Source organism: Brevibacillus sp. MS2.2 (assembly GCF_013284345.1).
Lineage (GTDB): Bacteria > Bacillota > Bacilli > Brevibacillales > Brevibacillaceae > Brevibacillus > Brevibacillus brevis_C.
This window is the reverse complement of record NZ_JABSUZ010000003.1, coordinates 273040-291542: the sequence shown is the minus strand read 5'-3', so window position 1 is coordinate 291542 and position 18503 is coordinate 273040. Positions and strand designations below refer to the sequence as shown.

The 18503-nt window shown below is 46.8% G+C and carries 5 protein-coding genes; all 5 read left to right on the top strand.

Annotation, left to right across the window (positions count from 1 at the left end):
• The first annotated feature begins 17 nt into the window (after positions 1–17).
• The 5 genes from HP568_RS04290 (at position 18) to HP568_RS04270 (ending at position 18456) form a co-directional block, all read left to right on the top strand.
• A complete protein-coding gene (locus HP568_RS04290) occupies positions 18–7961 on the top strand; it encodes a non-ribosomal peptide synthetase (protein ID WP_254551026.1) in 7944 nt (2647 codons plus the stop codon).
• A 16-nt stretch (positions 7962–7977) separates the two neighbouring features.
• Entirely contained in the window at positions 7978–12705 is a 4728-nt protein-coding gene (locus tag HP568_RS04285; RefSeq protein ID WP_173628426.1) for a non-ribosomal peptide synthetase, read from the top strand.
• Positions 12706–12841: 136 nt separating this feature from the next.
• On the top strand, positions 12842–14119 hold the full coding sequence (locus HP568_RS04280) for an MFS transporter (protein WP_173628425.1): 1278 nt from the start codon (positions 12842–12844) through the stop codon (positions 14117–14119).
• Positions 14116–15411 carry an efflux RND transporter periplasmic adaptor subunit gene (locus HP568_RS04275; protein ID WP_254551025.1) on the top strand — a complete coding sequence of 432 codons (1296 nt, stop codon included), beginning with the start codon at positions 14116–14118 and terminating at the stop codon, positions 15409–15411. The genes HP568_RS04280 and HP568_RS04275 overlap by 4 nt, the downstream gene beginning before the upstream one ends.
• Before the next feature lie 3 nt (positions 15412–15414).
• A complete protein-coding gene (locus tag HP568_RS04270) occupies positions 15415–18456 on the top strand; it encodes an efflux RND transporter permease subunit (protein ID WP_173628424.1) in 3042 nt (1013 codons plus the stop codon).
• The last annotated feature ends 47 nt before the right edge of the window (positions 18457–18503 follow it).

The following is an 18503-nucleotide window of genomic DNA, read 5'->3' as shown; positions in this document are numbered from 1 at the left end:
TTGCAGGGAAACAAAGCATGATCGGCAGAGAAGTAGAGTCGGCTGGAACGGCAACCGAAGAGACCATCAGAGTCATTTGGCAGGAAATCTTGGGAAGCTCCCCAATGTATCTGGATGATAATTTTTTTGAACAAGGCGGGAACTCCTTACAAGCAACTGTCATGCTCAGCAGAATCTACAAGGAATGCCACGTGCAAATTCCTTTGCATCAAATTTTTCAATCGCAGACGATACGTGAATTAGCCAAATATGTAGACTCTTCCAAGCATCAAGCTTTTACACCCATTCGCTCATGCGAATTGCAGCCATACTATAAATCTTCTTCGGCGCAGAAAAGAATGTACATCCTCCAAGGTCTGGATGGAGGAACCGCCTATAACCTGTCCGGCTACTTACAATTGAATGGGGAACTGGAACTTGATCGTCTGATTCACTCTTTGCAACAGGTTGTACAAAGGCACGAGTCTTTCCGAACCAACTTTGTGATCAGAGATAATGAAGTCGTGCAAGTTTTACATGACGATCTGCCATTGGATATAGAGGTCGAACAATTGGCTGAAGAGGATGTAAATGAGGCGATTCGCACGTTTATCCAGCCATTTGATCTCAGCAAAGCACCGCTTATTCGGGCGAAAATCTTCCAAGTGTCAGCCAAACGCTTCATTGTAGCTGTGGACATGCATCACATTATTTCGGACGGCTATTCGGTATCCCTGTTTATCCGTGAGCTGCTCCATACGTATAGAGGAGAATCACTGCCTGAGCTTGGCGTGACGTATAAAGATTTCGTGGCATGGGAGCAAGAGAGGGAGCAGTCAGAACAGCTCTTGGCTCAAAAGGAGTACTGGCTTGAGCAATTTAGCCAAGGAGAACTTCCGGTATTGAAGCTTCCCGTCGATTACCAAAGACCGCCGGTTCAATCCTTTGAAGGTGACCGCTTGACGATGGGGATCGGTGAGGAAGTCAGGAAGCGGTTGCTCCAATTGGCTAGGGAAACTGACACGACCTTGTATATGGTATTGCTTGCTGCTTACAATGTCATGCTTTACCGATACACCGGACAGGAGGAGCTGATTGTCGGTTCTGCTGTGGCGGGAAGACAACATCCTGATTTAGAACGAATGATGGGCATGTTTGTAAATACATTGGCCATCCGAAACTATCCGACTGGAAGCAAGACCTTTACGGATTTCCTGAAAGAAGTGAAATATCAAGCATTACGTGCCTTTGAAAACCAGGAGTATCCGTTTGAAAAACTGGTTGATGCTCTGCAACTAAACAAAGATTTGAGCCGCAATCCTCTCTTTGATACCATGTTTGATTACCATTATGAATCCTTTGACGACGTGACCTCAGATGATTTCAAAGTCACGATGTATGAATATCCAAAAGGCGTGTCCCTCTTTGATCTCAGTCTTGATGTCCATGACGATGGAACAACGCTCACTTGCCAATTTGATTACAGCACTCATCTGTTTAAACGCGATACAGTTGAGCGAATGGCCAATCATTTTGCCAAGATCCTTCACTCCATTGTGCAGTCTAATGAGAGTTGCCTAGCTGATTTGGAGTACTTGTCCAGCGAGGAAGTCAAGCAGGTTGTTTCCGACTTTAATCAAGCGAGAAAGCAAATACCCGCTCCTCTCTATCCGACGTTCTATGAATGGTTTGAGGCAGAAGCAATACGCCATGAAGAGCAAGTCGCTGTTTCTTACGGGGAAGAGCAGATCAGCTATCAGGAACTGAATGCGAAAGCAAACCGCTTGGCCCGAACGCTGCGTGATCAGGGTGTAAAACCAAACAGCTCCGTTGCGATTTTGGCAGAACGCTCGATTAACATGGTCATCGCTGTTCTGGCTGTCATGAAGGCGGGTGGAGCCTATGTTCCGATTGATCCTCAGTATCCAAAGGACCGCATTTCGTTCATGCTGGAAGACAGTCAGGCAAAGGTCATGCTGGTCAATCAAAATGGACAGAGCGGAATAGACTTCAGCGGCGCCATCATCGATCTGGACGCAGAGGCCAGTTACAGGGAGGATTCGTCCAATCTCGAAGGCATCTCCGGACCGAGCGATCTCGCTTATATCATCTATACATCCGGCACGACAGGCAAACCCAAAGGGGTCATGATCGAGCATCGCAATCTGGTGAGCGTAGCCAATACATGGCGCTATGAGTACGAACTTGAACAGATGAATGTGAATCTTTTGCAGATGGCGAGTTTCTCTTTTGACGTGTTTGCAGGGGATTTATGCAGGGCCTTGCTGCATGGTGGACATTTGGTGATTTGTCCTAGTGATGTAAGGATTGATCTTCCAGCTCTTTACCAGTGGTTGACCCGGTATGAAATTTCCTTGTTTGAATCGACACCTGCCCTTGTTCTTCCTTTTATGGAGTACATTTATCAAAATGGATTGCCGCTCACTCATCTGAAACTGCTGATTCTTGGTTCGGATACATGCCAAAGTGAAGCGTTTGTCCGGTTGGTCGAGCGTTTCGGGCAGATCAAAATCATCAATAGCTATGGAGTCACGGAAGCGGCTATTGATTCCAGCTACTTCGAAATGGCTGGCGATACCGAAATGACAACCGGAAACGTTCCGATCGGAAAACCGCTGCAAAACACAGAATTTTATGTGTTGGATTCTCAATTGAGGCCACAGCCGGTGGGAGTGTACGGAGAACTATATATCGGGGGAGCGGGTGTTGCACGGGGTTATCTGAACCGTGAGGAATTAACCCGTGAGCGCTTCATTCAAAATCCTTTCCGTCCTGGTGAGACCATGTATAAGACCGGCGATATTGTGCGCTGGATGGCAGATGGAAATATGGAGTTTGTTGGTCGCTCGGACTATCAATTGAAGATTCGTGGATACCGTGTGGAGCTGGGCGAAGTCGAAAATCAGCTGTTACGGCATGAAAAAGTACGCAATGCCATTGTGCTTCCGAAGACAAAGGGAGATGAATCTGTTGTATTGTGCGCGTATTACACGACGGATGAGGGAGTAAGTACGTCTGAAATCAAAGCATTTTTAGCCGATTCCCTGCCTGAATTTATGGTGCCAACCTTTATCATCCAATTGGCAGAGTTGCCTGTGACACCAAACGGCAAAATCGATCGTAATGCTTTGCCAACCCCCGACCTTTCTAAGCTGATATCTGAGGAATACGTAGAGCCTGCGACTGAAAATGAAAGAAAACTTGCAGGAATATGGCAAGAGGTCTTGGGTATCGAGCGAGTCGGCGCTCTGGATCGGTTCTTTGAAATCGGTGGGCATTCGCTGCATGCCGCCATTCTGCTTGCCAAAGTGAATAAGGAGTGGCAGGTAGAAATTCCGCTGCGAGCCGTTTTCCAAAATCCTACCGTCAGAAGTTTTGCCCACGTCATTTCTGAATCGACACAGGCCGAAAAGCCTTTGATTCAGGTGGTTGGAAAACAAGAGCATTATGAGCTCTCTCCTTCGCAAAAAAGGATTTTTACCGTTCAATCACTCGATGAAACAAGTGTGGCCTATAACATGGCAGGCGCTCTGATTCTTTCCGGGAAGCTGGATGTTGCGGCATTGGAAAACGCATTCCAGTCTCTCATCCAAAGGCATGAGGCGTTCCGTACGTCCTTCGACTACGTAAATGGTGAGCCGAAACAATTTGTCCATGACTCTGTCCGCTTTGCCATCGATCAGGCTCACACAGAGGACAGCGCTGAGAGTATAGAAAATCTCATACGGGCGTTCATTCAACCATTCGAACTGAGTCTGGCTCCATTATTGCGCGTCAAGCTGGTCAAACTGGTAGAGGACAAGCATTTGCTCCTGATTGACATGCATCACATCATAGCAGATGGAACATCGGTGAGCATTGTGATTGATGAGTTGAATCATCTGTATAACGGGCGGAATCCAGAACCACTCACTGTACAGTACAAGGATTATTCCGCTTGGTTGAAACAGATCAAGACGACGGGTCAGTCGCATAGGCAGGAGAAGTTCTGGATAGATGAATTCAGCGGGGAACTACCTGTTATGAATCTGCCTACGGACTATCAGCGTCCGCAGTTTCAAAGTTTTGAAGGGGGTAAGGTCGAAAGAAAGATTGAGGCGGATGTTTCCCGCAGATTGCACGACTTGGCGAAGGAAGCAAACGTAACGGTCTTTTCCATTCTCTTGGCGGCGTACAACGTGTTACTGTCCAAATATACAGGGCAAGAGGACATTGTCGTAGGGACTCCAGTGGCAGGACGTAACCACACCGATGTTCAAAATGTAGTGGGGATGTTCGTAAATACGCTTGCCCTGCGAAATTATCCAGCAGGCACCAAAACGTTCCGCGAGTTTGTCCAAGAGCTAAGTGAGAAGTCACTACTGGCGTTTGAACATCAGGATTACCCATTGGAAGACTTGGTAGAAAAGCTTCAGGTTCGACGCGACCCAAGCAGGAATCCGTTGTTTGACACCATGTTCTCCTATGACAATGTGGAAGATACGGCATTTGACTGGAACAAGGTAGAGGTCAGGCTTTATCCATTCCAAACGAAAATATCCAAGTTAGACATCGTCATGAATGTCGAGACGAGAAATGACAGCTTTTTTGTGGAGTGCGAATATAGCACCAGTCTATTTAAGCCTGAAACGATGGAGCGTTTTATCAACCATTTTACCAATGTACTGCGGCAGGTAGCGGCGAACATGGATATTCTTGTGGGTGAAATTGACCTCATGTCTCCAGAAGAAGTGCAGTTTTTGGAGAAGCTCAGTAATGATACCAAGCGAGAGTATTCTGTGGTACAACCGATCCATGTTGCCATCGAGGAATCAGCCAGACTTTATCCAAATCGAATTGCCGTTTCCTATCAAGGCTCGACAATCACGTACCAACAATTAAACGAGAAAGCCAATGCAGTTGCTTCTGATCTGCTGAAACGCGGTATAGGAAAAGGCAAGTATGTACCTGTACTTATGGAAAGAAGTCTGGAATTGGTCATATCGTTATTGGGTGTAATGAAGACAGGAGCTGCGTTCTCACCACTGGACATTCAGTGGCCTGTCGATCGACTCCAGTCTGTTATTGCCGAGCTGGGTAGCGGGTTCGTATTCGTAGAATCTGACCATTCCTTCTCGGAAACGGATTTGGGAGCGAAATTGGTTGCGATTGATCTGGGGCACCTGACAAGGGAAGCGGAAAATCCTAATTTGGCCGTATCGCCGGAAGACCCCATCTACGTCATTTTTACTTCTGGCTCAACAGGCAAACCAAAAGGAGTCGTTGTACCGCATAGAGGGATCGTCAACCGCTTTAACTGGATGGATGATTATTTTGGCCAAGATGCAGCCCAATCTGTCCTTCAAACCACCAACCACGTCTATGACAGTGCCATTTGGCAATTCTTCTGGCCACTGACCAATGGCGGAAAAACGGTCTTGCCTACTACGGGGATGACTGTCTCGGCTGATTACATGGCTGGAATCATAGAAGACGAACAAATTACCTTAACGGATTTCGTCCCATCCGTCTTTAATGTGATCGTAAATCAGTTAGCAGAAAATCTCGAACTACAGGGCAAATTACAATCGCTCAAGAAGATCATTATCGGCGGCGAGGAAATCGTTCCGTCTGCGGTTTCCAAATTCCTGAAAATATTCCAGTATGTATCACCAACGAATTTGTATGGCCCGACAGAAGCAAGTATCGGATGCATTGCCTATCAAATTACGGGAGAAGAAGATCGCATCCCGATTGGAAAACCGATATTCAACACGAAAATCCTTCTGCTCGATGCGTATGGAAAGCGCGTGCCGATAGGTGTCCCTGGAGAAATCTACATCTCAGGCATGCCGCTTGGACTAGGTTACTTGCATAACGAGGAGCTAACGAGACAGAGCTTTGTTGATAATCCATACGCGGAACCGGGCTATGAAAAAATGTATAAGACAGGGGATTTGGCTGTCTATTTACCTGATGGAAACATCCATTTTCTGGGCAGAAGGGATTTCCAGATCAAAATCAGGGGATATCGAATCGAGCCAGGGGAAATCGAAAGCAAGCTGCTTTCGCTGGAACAGGTAAAAGAAGCAATCGTTATCGCCAGAGAAGAAGAAAATGGAAGCAAGTACTTATGCGCGTATATTGTGACAGAGCATGAGCTTGCCGCTGACGATTGGAGAGACTTGCTCGCTAAAGATTTGCCCGATTACATGATCCCGTCTTTCTTCGTTCGACTAGACGCTATGCCGATTACTGCTGTTGGAAAAGTGGATCGGAAAAAACTCCCCCTTCCTGATCGCTCTCTCTTGGTGGAGGAACACGTCGTCGAGCCGTCCGATGAACAGGAACAAATCATGGTCACCATCTGGAAGGATGTACTGGGGCTTGCGCAAGTAAGTGTGACCCACAACTTCTTTGAGCTTGGGGGAGACTCCATTAAAGCTCTTCAGATGATAGCGAGATTGAGGAGTCATGGGTATGAGCTCCGATTGAAAGACTTGTTCCAAAACCCGCGTATTCGCAGTGCAGCAAAATATCTCCAGACGCTGACCAGACAGATTGAGCAAGGACCTGTAATAGGGGCAGTAGCGTTGACACCGATCCAGATGAACTTCTTTGAACAAAACCATCAGAACCCGCATCATTACAATCAATCTGTCATGTTATTCAGCGAAGCTGGCTTTGATCCAGAGCTGGTTCAACAAGCATTTATGAAGCTGATTGAGCATCATGATGCTTTGCGAATGAAATTCCAAATGAATGAGTCAGGCATTGTTCAGGAACATCGGGAACTGGACGAGTGCATGGTTCCCATTACGATCAGGGAGTTCCCGGCTCAAAGCGTAGCGGAGATGGAGCAAGCGGCGCAGCTCATACACGAAGGGATCGATTTGACGGATACTGCGTTGGTAAATCTCGGCCTTTTCCGAACAGATGCAGGAGATCACTTGTTAATCGTGATTCATCATCTCGTTGTCGATGGTGTCTCATGGCGGATTCTTCTGGAAGATTTCCATACGCTGTATGACTCCTTACTGAAGAAAGAAGAGCCTGCTTTGCCTATGAAAACCGATTCCTATCAAACTTGGTCAGAAGAATTGCAAAAATATGCGCAGGGAAGCGAGATTCAGCAGGAAATCGGATATTGGAAACAGGTCGAGGAAATGCCATTCTCTCCTCTGGCAAAGGCAGAAACGATTGGGGCACCGCTTATGCAAGATACAACAGATGTCACCCTCGAGCTTGATGAAGCCTACACAGAAAAGCTGCTGAAGCAGAGCCATCAGGCGTATAACACGGAAGTGAATGATTTGTTGCTTACGGCGTTGGGCTTGACGGTAAAAGAGTGGGCGGGGATAGATCATGTGCTCGTGAATCTGGAGGGACATGGCAGAGAAGAGATCGTGAAGGGCATCGATATTTCACGCACTGTCGGATGGTTTACAGCCCAGTATCCATTCGTACTGGATATGAGCCGATCGGAATCCCTAGGCTACCAAATCAAAATGGTGAAAGACAGCCTGCGACGTGTGCCGAACAAAGGCATTGGGTACAGCATTTTACAGTACCTGTCTGCGAAACAAACCGATGTTCCGTTAACATTCCAGGTAAAGCCCGAGATCAGTTTTAACTACTTGGGCCAGTTCGATACAGACTTGGAGTCAGGAAGCATGACGACTTCCTCCCTTTCTCCGGGCCGAGAAATCAGTCCGACCGCCATTCGATCCTTTGCGCTTGATGTGAATGGAATGGTCGTGAATCGCAAGCTGACACTTACTTTTACGTATCATCGTGAAGAGTTTGAAGAAGGAACCATTCAGCGCCTCGTGGATGCCTACCGAGATAAGATCGTAGAAATCATTACGCACTGCTTATCGAAAGAGTCAGTCGAGCAAAGCCCAACAGATTTCACATACGATGAGCTGTCCATTGAGGAATTAGATCATCTTTCCCAACTGCTGGGTGAAAAAATTCAATGATAGATGGTGATGAGGTTTGAATGGTGTTCAGATTAAAAATATATACCGCTTGACACCTATGCAAGAAGGCATGCTGTATCACTTTATCCTTCATCCTGAATCAGAGGTTCACTTCGAACAAACGGTGATTACGATGGAGGAGTCGTTGCGGCTTGATCTCCTTGATCAGAGCTTTCGCGACCTCGTCGAAAGATTCGATATCCTGCGAACAGTCTTTCACTATAAAGAAAGTAAAAAGCCTCTGCAAATCGTGTTGAAGCAAAGAGAGGCAGCTATTCAGATTGAGGACATCTCTGACCTGACTCAGGATGAACAAGAAGCATTTGTAGAGCAATTTCTTGTAAGGGATCGGAGCAATAGATTTGATCTGGAAAAAGATCTGTTGTTTCGGATTACCGTTATGAAATTGAATGAATCAAAATTCAAGATGGTGTGGAGCTTCCACCATATTATTATGGATGGCTGGTGCTTGGGGATTGTCGCAAAAGACTTTTTCCATATCTATCGCTCTTATCTTCAAAATAAGAAGGCCGAGCTTGCTCCACCGTATTCGTTCAGTAGCTATGTCACCTGGCTTGGCAAGCAAAACAAACAAGAGGGACTCTCGTTTTGGCGAGATAGCTTGGATGGATTTGATCAGCAATCTCCTTTACCGGTTGAATATCTTTCAACCGGTAAGGGGTACCAACGAAAATCGATCGTGTTTCGCATTGATCGGGAAACGACTGCCCGTCTGGAGCAGATAGCGAGATCAAATGATGTGACACTGAGCATCGTCTTTCATTCCCTCTGGGGATTGTTGCTGCAACGATACAATTATGCCAAAGACGTTGTCTTCGGCTCCGTCGTTTCGGGACGTCCCTCCGAGCTCATTGGCGTAGAAGAAATGGTTGGATTATTTGTCAATACGATCCCAATGCGAATTCGCACTGAAGGCAAACAGACGTTTTCGGAGTTGCTCGGGCAGGTGCAACAATTCTTCACAGCCACAAGCAGCCACCAATACTTGTCTCTGGCGGATATTCAGTCCGAAACCGCATTAAAACAAAACCTGATTCAGCATCTCATGGTCTTTGAAAACTATCCATTGACGGAGGAGGCATTCGACGAAGATGGAAAAGGCGGTTTATTCGGAATTACGGATGTCCAAGGATATGAGCAAACCAGCTACGACTTCAACTTGTGCATTATTCCCGGAAAGGAATTGGAAATTCACTTCATCTATAATGGGCTTGCCTACAGCGATGCTTATCTGCAAAAAGTCCGAGCGCATTTGAATCAGTTGATTCAAAGTGTCGTCCGCAATCCCGACCAGCCGCTTGCAAACATGCAAATGGTCACGGACGAGGAGCAGGCCCTCATTCTGCAACAATGGAATGACACGGAGATGCTGGTTGATCAAAGGCAAACCATTGACCAGCTATTTAAGGAACAGGTCAAAAAGGCACCGCATCACATTGCCGTGGTCGATCAGGAAGGCACCTACACCTATCAGGAATTAGATGACAAATCCGATGCGCTGGCCCATGTGCTGCGTGAGAAAGGGGTAAAACCAGGCAGCATTGTTGGTGTGATGGTGGAGCGCTCTACCGCTTACAGCCTCGCCATCTTGGCGGTTTTGAAAGCGGGCGGTGCCTTTCTCCCAATTAGCACCGACCATCCGAGCGAACGGATCAGCTATATGATCGAAGATAGCGGGGCCAGCATTGTTTTGATCCATGATCCGACTGTAGCGTATGCAGAGCGTATTCTCCCAGCAGCAATGTTGATCAATCTTGATGATAGGAGCGTATACAACGGCGTTACATCTGATGTACAGACCCTTCATCGTTCCAGTGATCTGGCCTACGTCATTTATACATCCGGATCAACGGGGAAGCCAAAGGGGGTAAGACTGCACCACGTCGGAATCGCCAATCTCCAGCAGTTTTTCATCAACGATCTCGGTATCACCAAAAATGACAAGGTGTTGCAGTTTGCCAGTATCTCCTTTGATGCCTCTGTCTGGGAGTTTACGATGGGGGTATTGACGGGGGCGAGACTGGTCGTAGTTTCAAAGGATGTCGTACTCGATTCGCAGGCTTTCAGTGACTATCTGCTGCGGCATGAAGTAACAGTCGCGACGCTCCCGCCTACTTTTGTGACGTATTTGGAGCCGGAAAATTTCCCGAAACTGCAAACATTAATCACCGCAGGTTCCGCAACAAACTGGGAGCTCGTCCATAAATGGAGCGCGCATTGCCGATACATCAACGCATACGGTCCAACCGAAACAACCATTTGTGCGACGACTTGGACGTATGAAGGGCAAGAGGAGCTGCCGCAGCAAGTGCCGATCGGAAAGCCCATTGCCAACACAAAAGTATACGTGCTCGATCCGCATGGTCATTTGCAGCCCCAGGGAATTCCTGGTGAGCTAGCTATCGCGGGCATTAGCGTCGCTGATGGCTACATCAACCGTGAGGAATTGACGAACGAGAAATTTGTGGCAGATCCGTTTCATTCTGGTTCCAGGCTCTACAAGACGGGAGATATGGTGAAATGGCTTGCGGATGGAAGTCTGGAATATTTGGGGCGAATGGACAATCAGGTCAAGATACGCGGTTTCCGTATCGAGCTTGATGAGGTTGAAAACGTGATCCAATCCCAGGCAGGAGTGAAGGAAGCGGTCGTGCTGGCCAAAAAAGAGCAGGGAGGAGATGCCTGCCTGATCGCTTACCTGGTCTGGGAGCAGCCTGAGTGGAACAGAGATTTGCGTCAGGAGCTTTTGGCTACCCTTCCAGCCTATATGGTACCAACGTATATCCACGTCCTTGAGAGAATGCCTGTAACACCGAATGGAAAAATAGATCGGAGGGCATTACCTGAGCCTGTCATGATCCGGGAGGCGAGTAAGCAACTGAATCCCCCTGTTACAGAGCAGGAGATGAAGCTGGCAGAAATCTGGAAAGAAGTGCTCGACCTACAGGAAATCAGTGTGGATGACCATTTTTATGATCTGGGCGGGCATTCTCTCAAAGCGATCCAACTGGTAGCGCGACTGCATAAGGAAGGCATTGAAGTGAAGATTCAAACGATCTTCCAATACGATACAGTCAGAGCGCTAGCAGGATATGTAGATACAGTAAACCGGATTCGCACCACAAAAGCGCAAGATAAAAAAGAGCTGGAAGCCTTGATCTACGCCCATTTTCAAGTACGAAGCAACTATGTAGAGGTACCGTTCGGCAGCAAGCACCGAGCTGTTCTGTACGTGGAGGAAAATGCGCAGGGCAAACACCAAGAAATCCTGTCCTTATTGCGTAGGTCTTGTGATCCTGCGATTCAGCCCCACGCTATTCAATATCTGGATCTCTCCCAAAAAGTATGGGAAAAAGAGAAGAATCATTTCCAAAAGGCTACGCTTGATGAGAAAGAAACCCTGTCATGGCAGGAGTGCCTCGTCAACGACCTCGATCAGAAGCTCCTTCGTTATTCGGAGGCAATCGTCAATCAGCAGACCTTTATCAGACGGCCGCTGTCACCTTCACAGCGCTATCATGTACAGGAAAAGGACATTTCTGGAACGGTGATTCACTTTGAGCGGATGATCGATCCTAAGACGCTGGAAAAAGCCTTTCTTACCATCTTAGAGCGGCATCATTTACTGCGTTGCACGTTGGCTTTTGAGGAAGAAGAGCCATATTGGAAAGAATATCCTTGCCCTAGTGAAATTCAGCTCCCTGTTGTTGATGTATCGGGCGATTCGGAAGAAAGAAAAGAAGCGGTGCGCCATCTTTTACAGAGCGAATATTTTTACAAGCAGCATGATTCGACCAGCTCTTTGTCATACAAAGTGATCTTGCTGAAAGAGAGCGAGAAAGAGTATTCGTTCATATTCCCGGCGTCGCATCTCATTTTTGATTTAATTAGCAGCGAGGTCCTGCAAAACGACATGAACCTGTATTACGAAGCTTTGGAGAATGACTCAGACCTCTCGGAAAATGATCGGAATACGTATTGGGACTTTGTCCGGCAAATTACGAAGGGTCCAGTCGGAATCGAAGATCAGCAGATTACGGAGGAATTTGACCTTCACGCATTTGAGAATAGTCTTTTGTCCATCGAAAGACAGCTCGCATCTTCATCCACTTTGGACGGCTACACGATTGTTACCTGCGAACTAGATATGGACAACCCGCAGGAGACAGAAAATGCGCGGATTCCGATTGCTCTTTTAGCCAGATTTTGTGAAAGAAGTTATGGAGTCCACAAGGCACCCGTCTTCCTCATGAACTTTGGCAGATCCTTTATGGGGAACCATTTCTTCGATGTGCTTGGCGAGTGTATCGATCATATTCCGCTTCATATTGATCCGGCATGGAGTCTGAATGAGTTGGAAGCGTATGTGAAGGTTCGGTTGGATCTCGCAAAGGATAGGAACATCCATTTCGCCAATCTCGTACAAAATCCTGACGTAACACAAAACTATCCTCTTTCCCATCACTCACTCATCCGATCCATACAGATGACACCTATTATTTGCAACTTTCTGGGTGAGCAGAACAAGAGTCATCAACCAAGTGAGTACGATTACCTGTTTATAAAAGGAAAGAAACGTATTCTCTTTGAGGCTTCCTATACATCCATGGGCAAAATGACTATTTTTATGGCGCTGCCATATCGCGAGGATGAAAGGAAGCTACGAGTGATCTTGGAAGAGGAAGCGAAAAAATTGATAGGAATGCCTCTAGTCATACGCTAAGAGAGGCCTAGGCATCGTATTGGAAATCGGCAGATGGATTCCGCTCTATTCCGGGTTTATTGTCCGTGGGGTGTAGCGGGATCATCTTGCCGAAATAGTGCGTCAGCTAGAGGGATTACTATTCAAGGAGGTTAAGATGGGCAAACAATCATATGGATTAAATATTTTTCTCTTTACTTTTACTCGTTTCATTACGGAATTAGGTAGTGGTGTCTACAAATTTGCTCTTGCCCTGTACATTGCGGATGTGACGGGTTCTTCCGCTGCATTTGCAACTGTTTTGGGCTTTTCGTACTTGCCAGGGGTGCTGATTAATATTTTTGCAGGCGCCTATATTGATAGACACAACAAGAAAACAATCATGGTTGTCACCGAGCTGCTAAGCGGTGCGCTAGTTCTCCTGTTTTTACTGTTTTTCCTTCAGTTTCCTACGAATCTATGGCTGTTTGTCGGATACGCCTTCGTGATCAGTACCATTCAGGCTTTTACGTATCTCGCTTTACAAGCATCGATTCCTGAGCTGGTAAACGAGGAAAGAGTAGGTAGTATGAACTCAATTTACCAAGCGATCAGCGCCATTCTCAATGTAGCGGGTCCTTTGGTAGGGGCGGTGGCCTACGGCTTGCTGGGGATGAAAATGATTTTGCTGATCGATGGTCTTTCTTTTATCGGAGCAGGGATCTTGCAGATGTTCCTCCGTTTCCGCAAGACCGAGGCAGTACAGGAGACAACGCAAAGCTATACAGACACAATCAAGGAAGTTTTCCAATATATCCGAGAACAGGTTGTCATCAAGTACTTGTTCCTGATTTTCCTTGTGCTCAACTTTATTTTCCCTCCGCTCATGTATGTGGGGCTGCTGCATATTGCCTACCGAGTTGAAAAAGTATCGATGGAGCAATTCTCCTTTATTCAGTCCTCCTGGTTTATCGGGATCATTATCGGAGCGGCTGTTGTCTCTATGAAAAAGGTGAGCAAATACGTTGAGAATAAAATCTTCCTTTTGATTCAACTGCAAGGGCTTCTCTTGCTGACGTGGGTATTCCCGATTTTTGTTCCGGAAACGAGTAATGCCTCTTGGATCATTACGGGCGTGTTTGTCGGGATTTTATTGGTCTCCGCGATCTTCAACTCCATGGGGAACATTCCGATCTTTACCTTTGTTCAATTGAACACGCCTGAGCATTTGCGTGCCAGCATGTTTGGAGTGGTCGGCACTTTTACCGGTGTGGCCGTACCGTTTGGGATCTGGTTGTACGGTATTTTACTGGAGGCCGTGCATTGGACGTATCTTGTGTTGGCGTCGGGTGCCATCATTTTTGTGATCGCCTTGATCGCTCATCTGAACAAGCAAGTGAGTCAATACTTTAAGAAAAAAGAAGAGCAGGTGGTAGCAACAGACAAGTCTGCTTGAGCAAGGTCAAGATAGAGAGAGAATATGATGTCAGCTTCATTCAAAAAGACAATGACAAAACTACTGGAGGACTCTACGTGAAGAGTATGCGCTATGTCGTTTTGACCGTTGTACTGATGTTCATCACGGGATGTGGAGTGGAAACGAAACAGGAAACGGAGCAAACCAAACAAAAGATCGTGCAGGTGCACACCGTAAAACAGACGGATTCCTTGCCGATACCACTTACTGCTTTCGTTGAATACAAACAGGAGAGCCATCTAGCCTTTGGAGCTTCTGGTACGATTGAACGAATGAACGTAACAAAAGGGGCAAAGGTGACACAGGGCCAGGTATTAAGTTCATTAAATACGAACTATTATCAAAAAGGGCTGGAAGCGGCACAAAGCCAGGTTCAAAGTGCATCTGCGTTGCGTTCAAAAACGTTGCAAGGAGCAAGCGCCGATCTCATCAGCAAGCAGCGCTTGGCAGTGGATAGCCAGGAAAAGCGCATGAAGGATGCGCAACGGAAATGGGAGACTGCCCAGGAGCTGTTTAAGGGCGGCGCTATTTCGCAGAGTGAGCTGGATAGTGCGCAGTCGGAAAAAGAGCAAATCGAGATTTCGCTACAAGAGGCGCGAATTACGTTGGATAAGCTGCTAAAGGGTGCGGAAGTCAACGAGATTGCCAGTGCCGATGCCGATTTGAAACAAGCGGCCAGTGAAGTAGAGCTCGCAAAGAAAACCCTTCAAGAAACGCAACTCGTCGCGCCATTTAGCGGTACGGTCATCGATGTTACCCAAAAGGCAGGCAGTCTTGCCCAACCAGGTGAAAGTATCATTCACCTGGTTGATAGCTCGGAAGTGAAGCTGAAGGTCGATGTCCCATTGGATGTGATGGAAAACTACAAACAAGGGGACACGGTGCCTGTGGCAGTGGAGGGAAAGGGCAAAAGTACAGGGACCATTACATTTATCTCGCCTGTACTTAACCAGGAAACGGGAAAGTATCTTGTAGAGTTAGCTGTTTCCAATAAAGACAACAAGTTGATTGAGGGCATGGTCGCGACTGTAGAGATGTCACGCAAAGTGAACGGAATGCTCGTACCCGTCCAAAGCGTGGGCATTAAAGAAACAAAGCGCTTCGTCATGGTTGTCGAGAATGGTGTGATCAAGAGACGCGACGTGGAAGTGGGACAAATTTTTGGAAATAACGTCGAGATTTTATCGGGCCTACAGTCAGGCAATCAAATTCTGATCTCCGGCATAACGTACTACGCCGAAGGTGAAGTCGTTACGGTGAAAGGGGAGTAACCGATGGACAAAGTCATTCTCTTTTTGCTGAAACGAAAAGTGATCCTCTATTTGTGCACATTCCTCATCGTGCTTACCGGAATCGGTGCTCTCTTTTCTTTCCACGTGGAGCTTGTACCGAAAACGAATTTGCCTTGGATTGAAGTGAATATTTCAGGAGGAGCACTGCCGCCTGAAGAGATGGTGGAAAAGGTCACGAAAAAAATAGAGCAGGAATTGAAATCTTTGGCTGGGATTAAAAACTTCTCATCGAAAACAGGGACGGGGTTTTCTGGCATCTCGATCCTTGCAGAGGATGGAGAAGGTGAAAAGGTCAAGCAAGAGACACAAAATATTGTGAATCGGCTGCGCAACGAGTTTCCCAAAGTAGTAGATACCGTAACCGTCACTCAAACGAATTTAGGTGATGAGGACTTAATCGACTACGCAATGGTGGGTGCCGATACACAGACCATGCTCACCTTGCTGAAGACGACCATTAAGGATCGAATAGAATCCGTCCCGGGTGTGAAGGAAGTGGTCGTATCCGAGGACGGTTTTGAAAATAAGGTTGCGATAACATTTCGTCCTGAACGGCTTACTGCCTATCGAACGACAGCGGCGGATGTTGTTGGTCAGCTACAGGGTGCCAATTGGAAAAAAGCCGTGGGGATATTGGAGAATCCCGGTTTCGACACCGTTGTGATGATTGACAACAGCTTAAAAAATATAGAAGAATTCAAAGCTATTTTGATCAAGACACCCAAGGGCAAGGTTGCACTTGAACAATTGGCAACGGTGAGTGACTTGCGCGGAAGCGTGAAGGACGCTATTTCCATGACTGAAGGAAACCTCTTTGTGCAAATCAGTGTCAAGCGCGCTGCGGGGAGTGACCTGATCACTACACAGAAAAAAGTCGAGGAAGTTGTGAGGCAGATTAATGATGAGGCGGGCGGAAACTATGAGCTGAGAGTCATGTTTGAATCCGTCTCCTTTATTAAAAAAGCGATTACCAATTTGAGTCGAGATGTTGTCATCGGGGGAATATTGGCAATCCTCGTACTCTGGGTATTCCTGCGAAATTGGCGTGTGACGATGGTCATTGCAACGACGCTGCCACTCTCCATTCTGATGACTTTCATCGCTTTAAAAGCTGCCGGATACAACATTGACATGGTGGTATTGATATCACTGAGCTTGTCAATCGGATTGATTGTTGACGCCGCGATCGTTGTTCTGGAGAGTATTTATCATTTGAGAGAAAAGGGAATGCAGTTGAAACAGGCCATCGTTCAGGGCTCAAAAGAAGTCATTGCACCTGTTTTTGCATCCCAATTAACTTTGATTATCGTGTTTTTACCGCTTGTGGTCGCGGATTTTGAACAGTGGCTGAAGCCTATTCTCCATACCATTGCGTTTACCGTTACCTCTACGATTCTTGCGTCAACGATTGCAGCTTTTCTGTTTGTTCCGATTTTTTCCGAGCGTTTTCTTCAACATGATAAACAATTGCAGTCCTCTAGCGAAAAAGGCAAAAATGGGGCTGTTTCTCTCTTTCAGCGCTTACTGCTGTTAACCCTTCGTCATCGCGTTCTCACATTGCTGGTGGCTTTTGCGGTGTTTGTAGGGGCCTTGAGTCTCTTTCCATTGATTAAGATAGGAAATGGCTTGAATGCCAATGAGAATCAAATTTTTGCCACACTAACGATGCCCGATGGCACTAGTTTGGAACAGGCGCGAACAGCAGCAGTTGAAGCGGAAAAAGCGTTGAGAGAGTTGTCCGACGTGAATCAAGTCTTTTTTACGGCAAAGAAAGAGACAGTCGAGCTAAATATTACATTAGTGACCAAATCGCAACGAACGCAAGAAAAAGAAGAGTTTATGCAAGAAGTAAACGGGCGCTTGAATGCGATTGACGGTGTGGAACAAACGAGTATGACATTTGGATTCTCAGGTAAATCGGCACCTATTGAGTTGCAGGTCGCGGGCGAGGATTTGGAGGTTTCCCGGACGATTTCCACAAAGGTAGAAGAAATGCTGGCGAGCATCCCTGGTGTAGTCAATATTCGGAATGACTTTGAAAGAGGGAAGGAAAAAGTAACGCTGACACCGAATCAGGAGGCAATGTCTCAATTACAGGTTGACTCAGATTCATTGGACAGCCAAATCAGCATGTTGCTGGGGGAGCAGCCCCTATCCACACTCAGTCAAAATGGAATCGAAACCTCGATTGTTGCCAGATTTCCAGAGACTTGGGTGACACATCCTGACCAACTCCAGCAGATTATGATCCGAACCGGAACAGGCTCACAGGTGCCGTTACACGAACTGGTTGATTTCCATTTCAGCAAATCTCCGATTACGATCAAACATGAAAAAGGAGAACAAATCATTACGGTATCAGCAGAACTGTTGGGTACGGATATTGGTACGGCGGGCAGACAAATCAATGACAAGCTGGGGACAGTGGAATTGCCTGCTGGTTACAAGATCGAGATCGCTGGCGATTTGAAGGAACAGAATAACACTCTTACGCAGGGAATCATCGTCCTGGTAGCGGTAATCTCCCTTATCTATGTGATTATGGTGGCGCAGTTTGGGAGGTTATCTCAGCCGTTTATTATCATGCTGTCATTGCCAATGGCCTTGGTGGGAGTCATTCTCGGATTCGTGGTCACGCAGAGAACCTTTGGTGAGATGGCGATGATTGGGCTCATCATGCTGGTAGGAATTGTTGTTTCCAATGCGATTCTGTTAATTGACAGAATCAATCTGCTCCGTTCACGGGGGATGGAATTGGAAGAAGCGATTGTACAGGGCACGAGAGATCGTGTTCGTCCGGTGATTATGACCAAGCTGACAGCGATACTCGGTATGCTGCCGATGGGACTCGCTGTTGCGGAAGGAGCGGAACTAGAGGCGCCGCTTGCTACCGGGGTAATTGCGGGGTTGATTTTTCACACGCTCGTAACGCTTGTATTGGTTCCCGTTCTTTATTCGATCTTTGAGGGGATTCGTGAAAAGCGATTAGCACGAAAAAAAGCGCATCACATTGCGGATTTGTAAAAAGGGAAACAGGGCACAGCGCTTCAACCAGCGTTGTGCCCTCTAAC

Coding starts and splice junctions, on each gene's coding strand:
- HP568_RS04280 (WP_173628425.1), top strand. CDS start 12,842: ATGGGCAAACAATCATATGGATTAAATATTTTTCTCTTTACTTTTACT.
- HP568_RS04290 (WP_254551026.1), top strand. CDS start 18: ATGATCGGCAGAGAAGTAGAGTCGGCTGGAACGGCAACCGAAGAGACC.
- HP568_RS04270 (WP_173628424.1), top strand. CDS start 15,415: ATGGACAAAGTCATTCTCTTTTTGCTGAAACGAAAAGTGATCCTCTAT.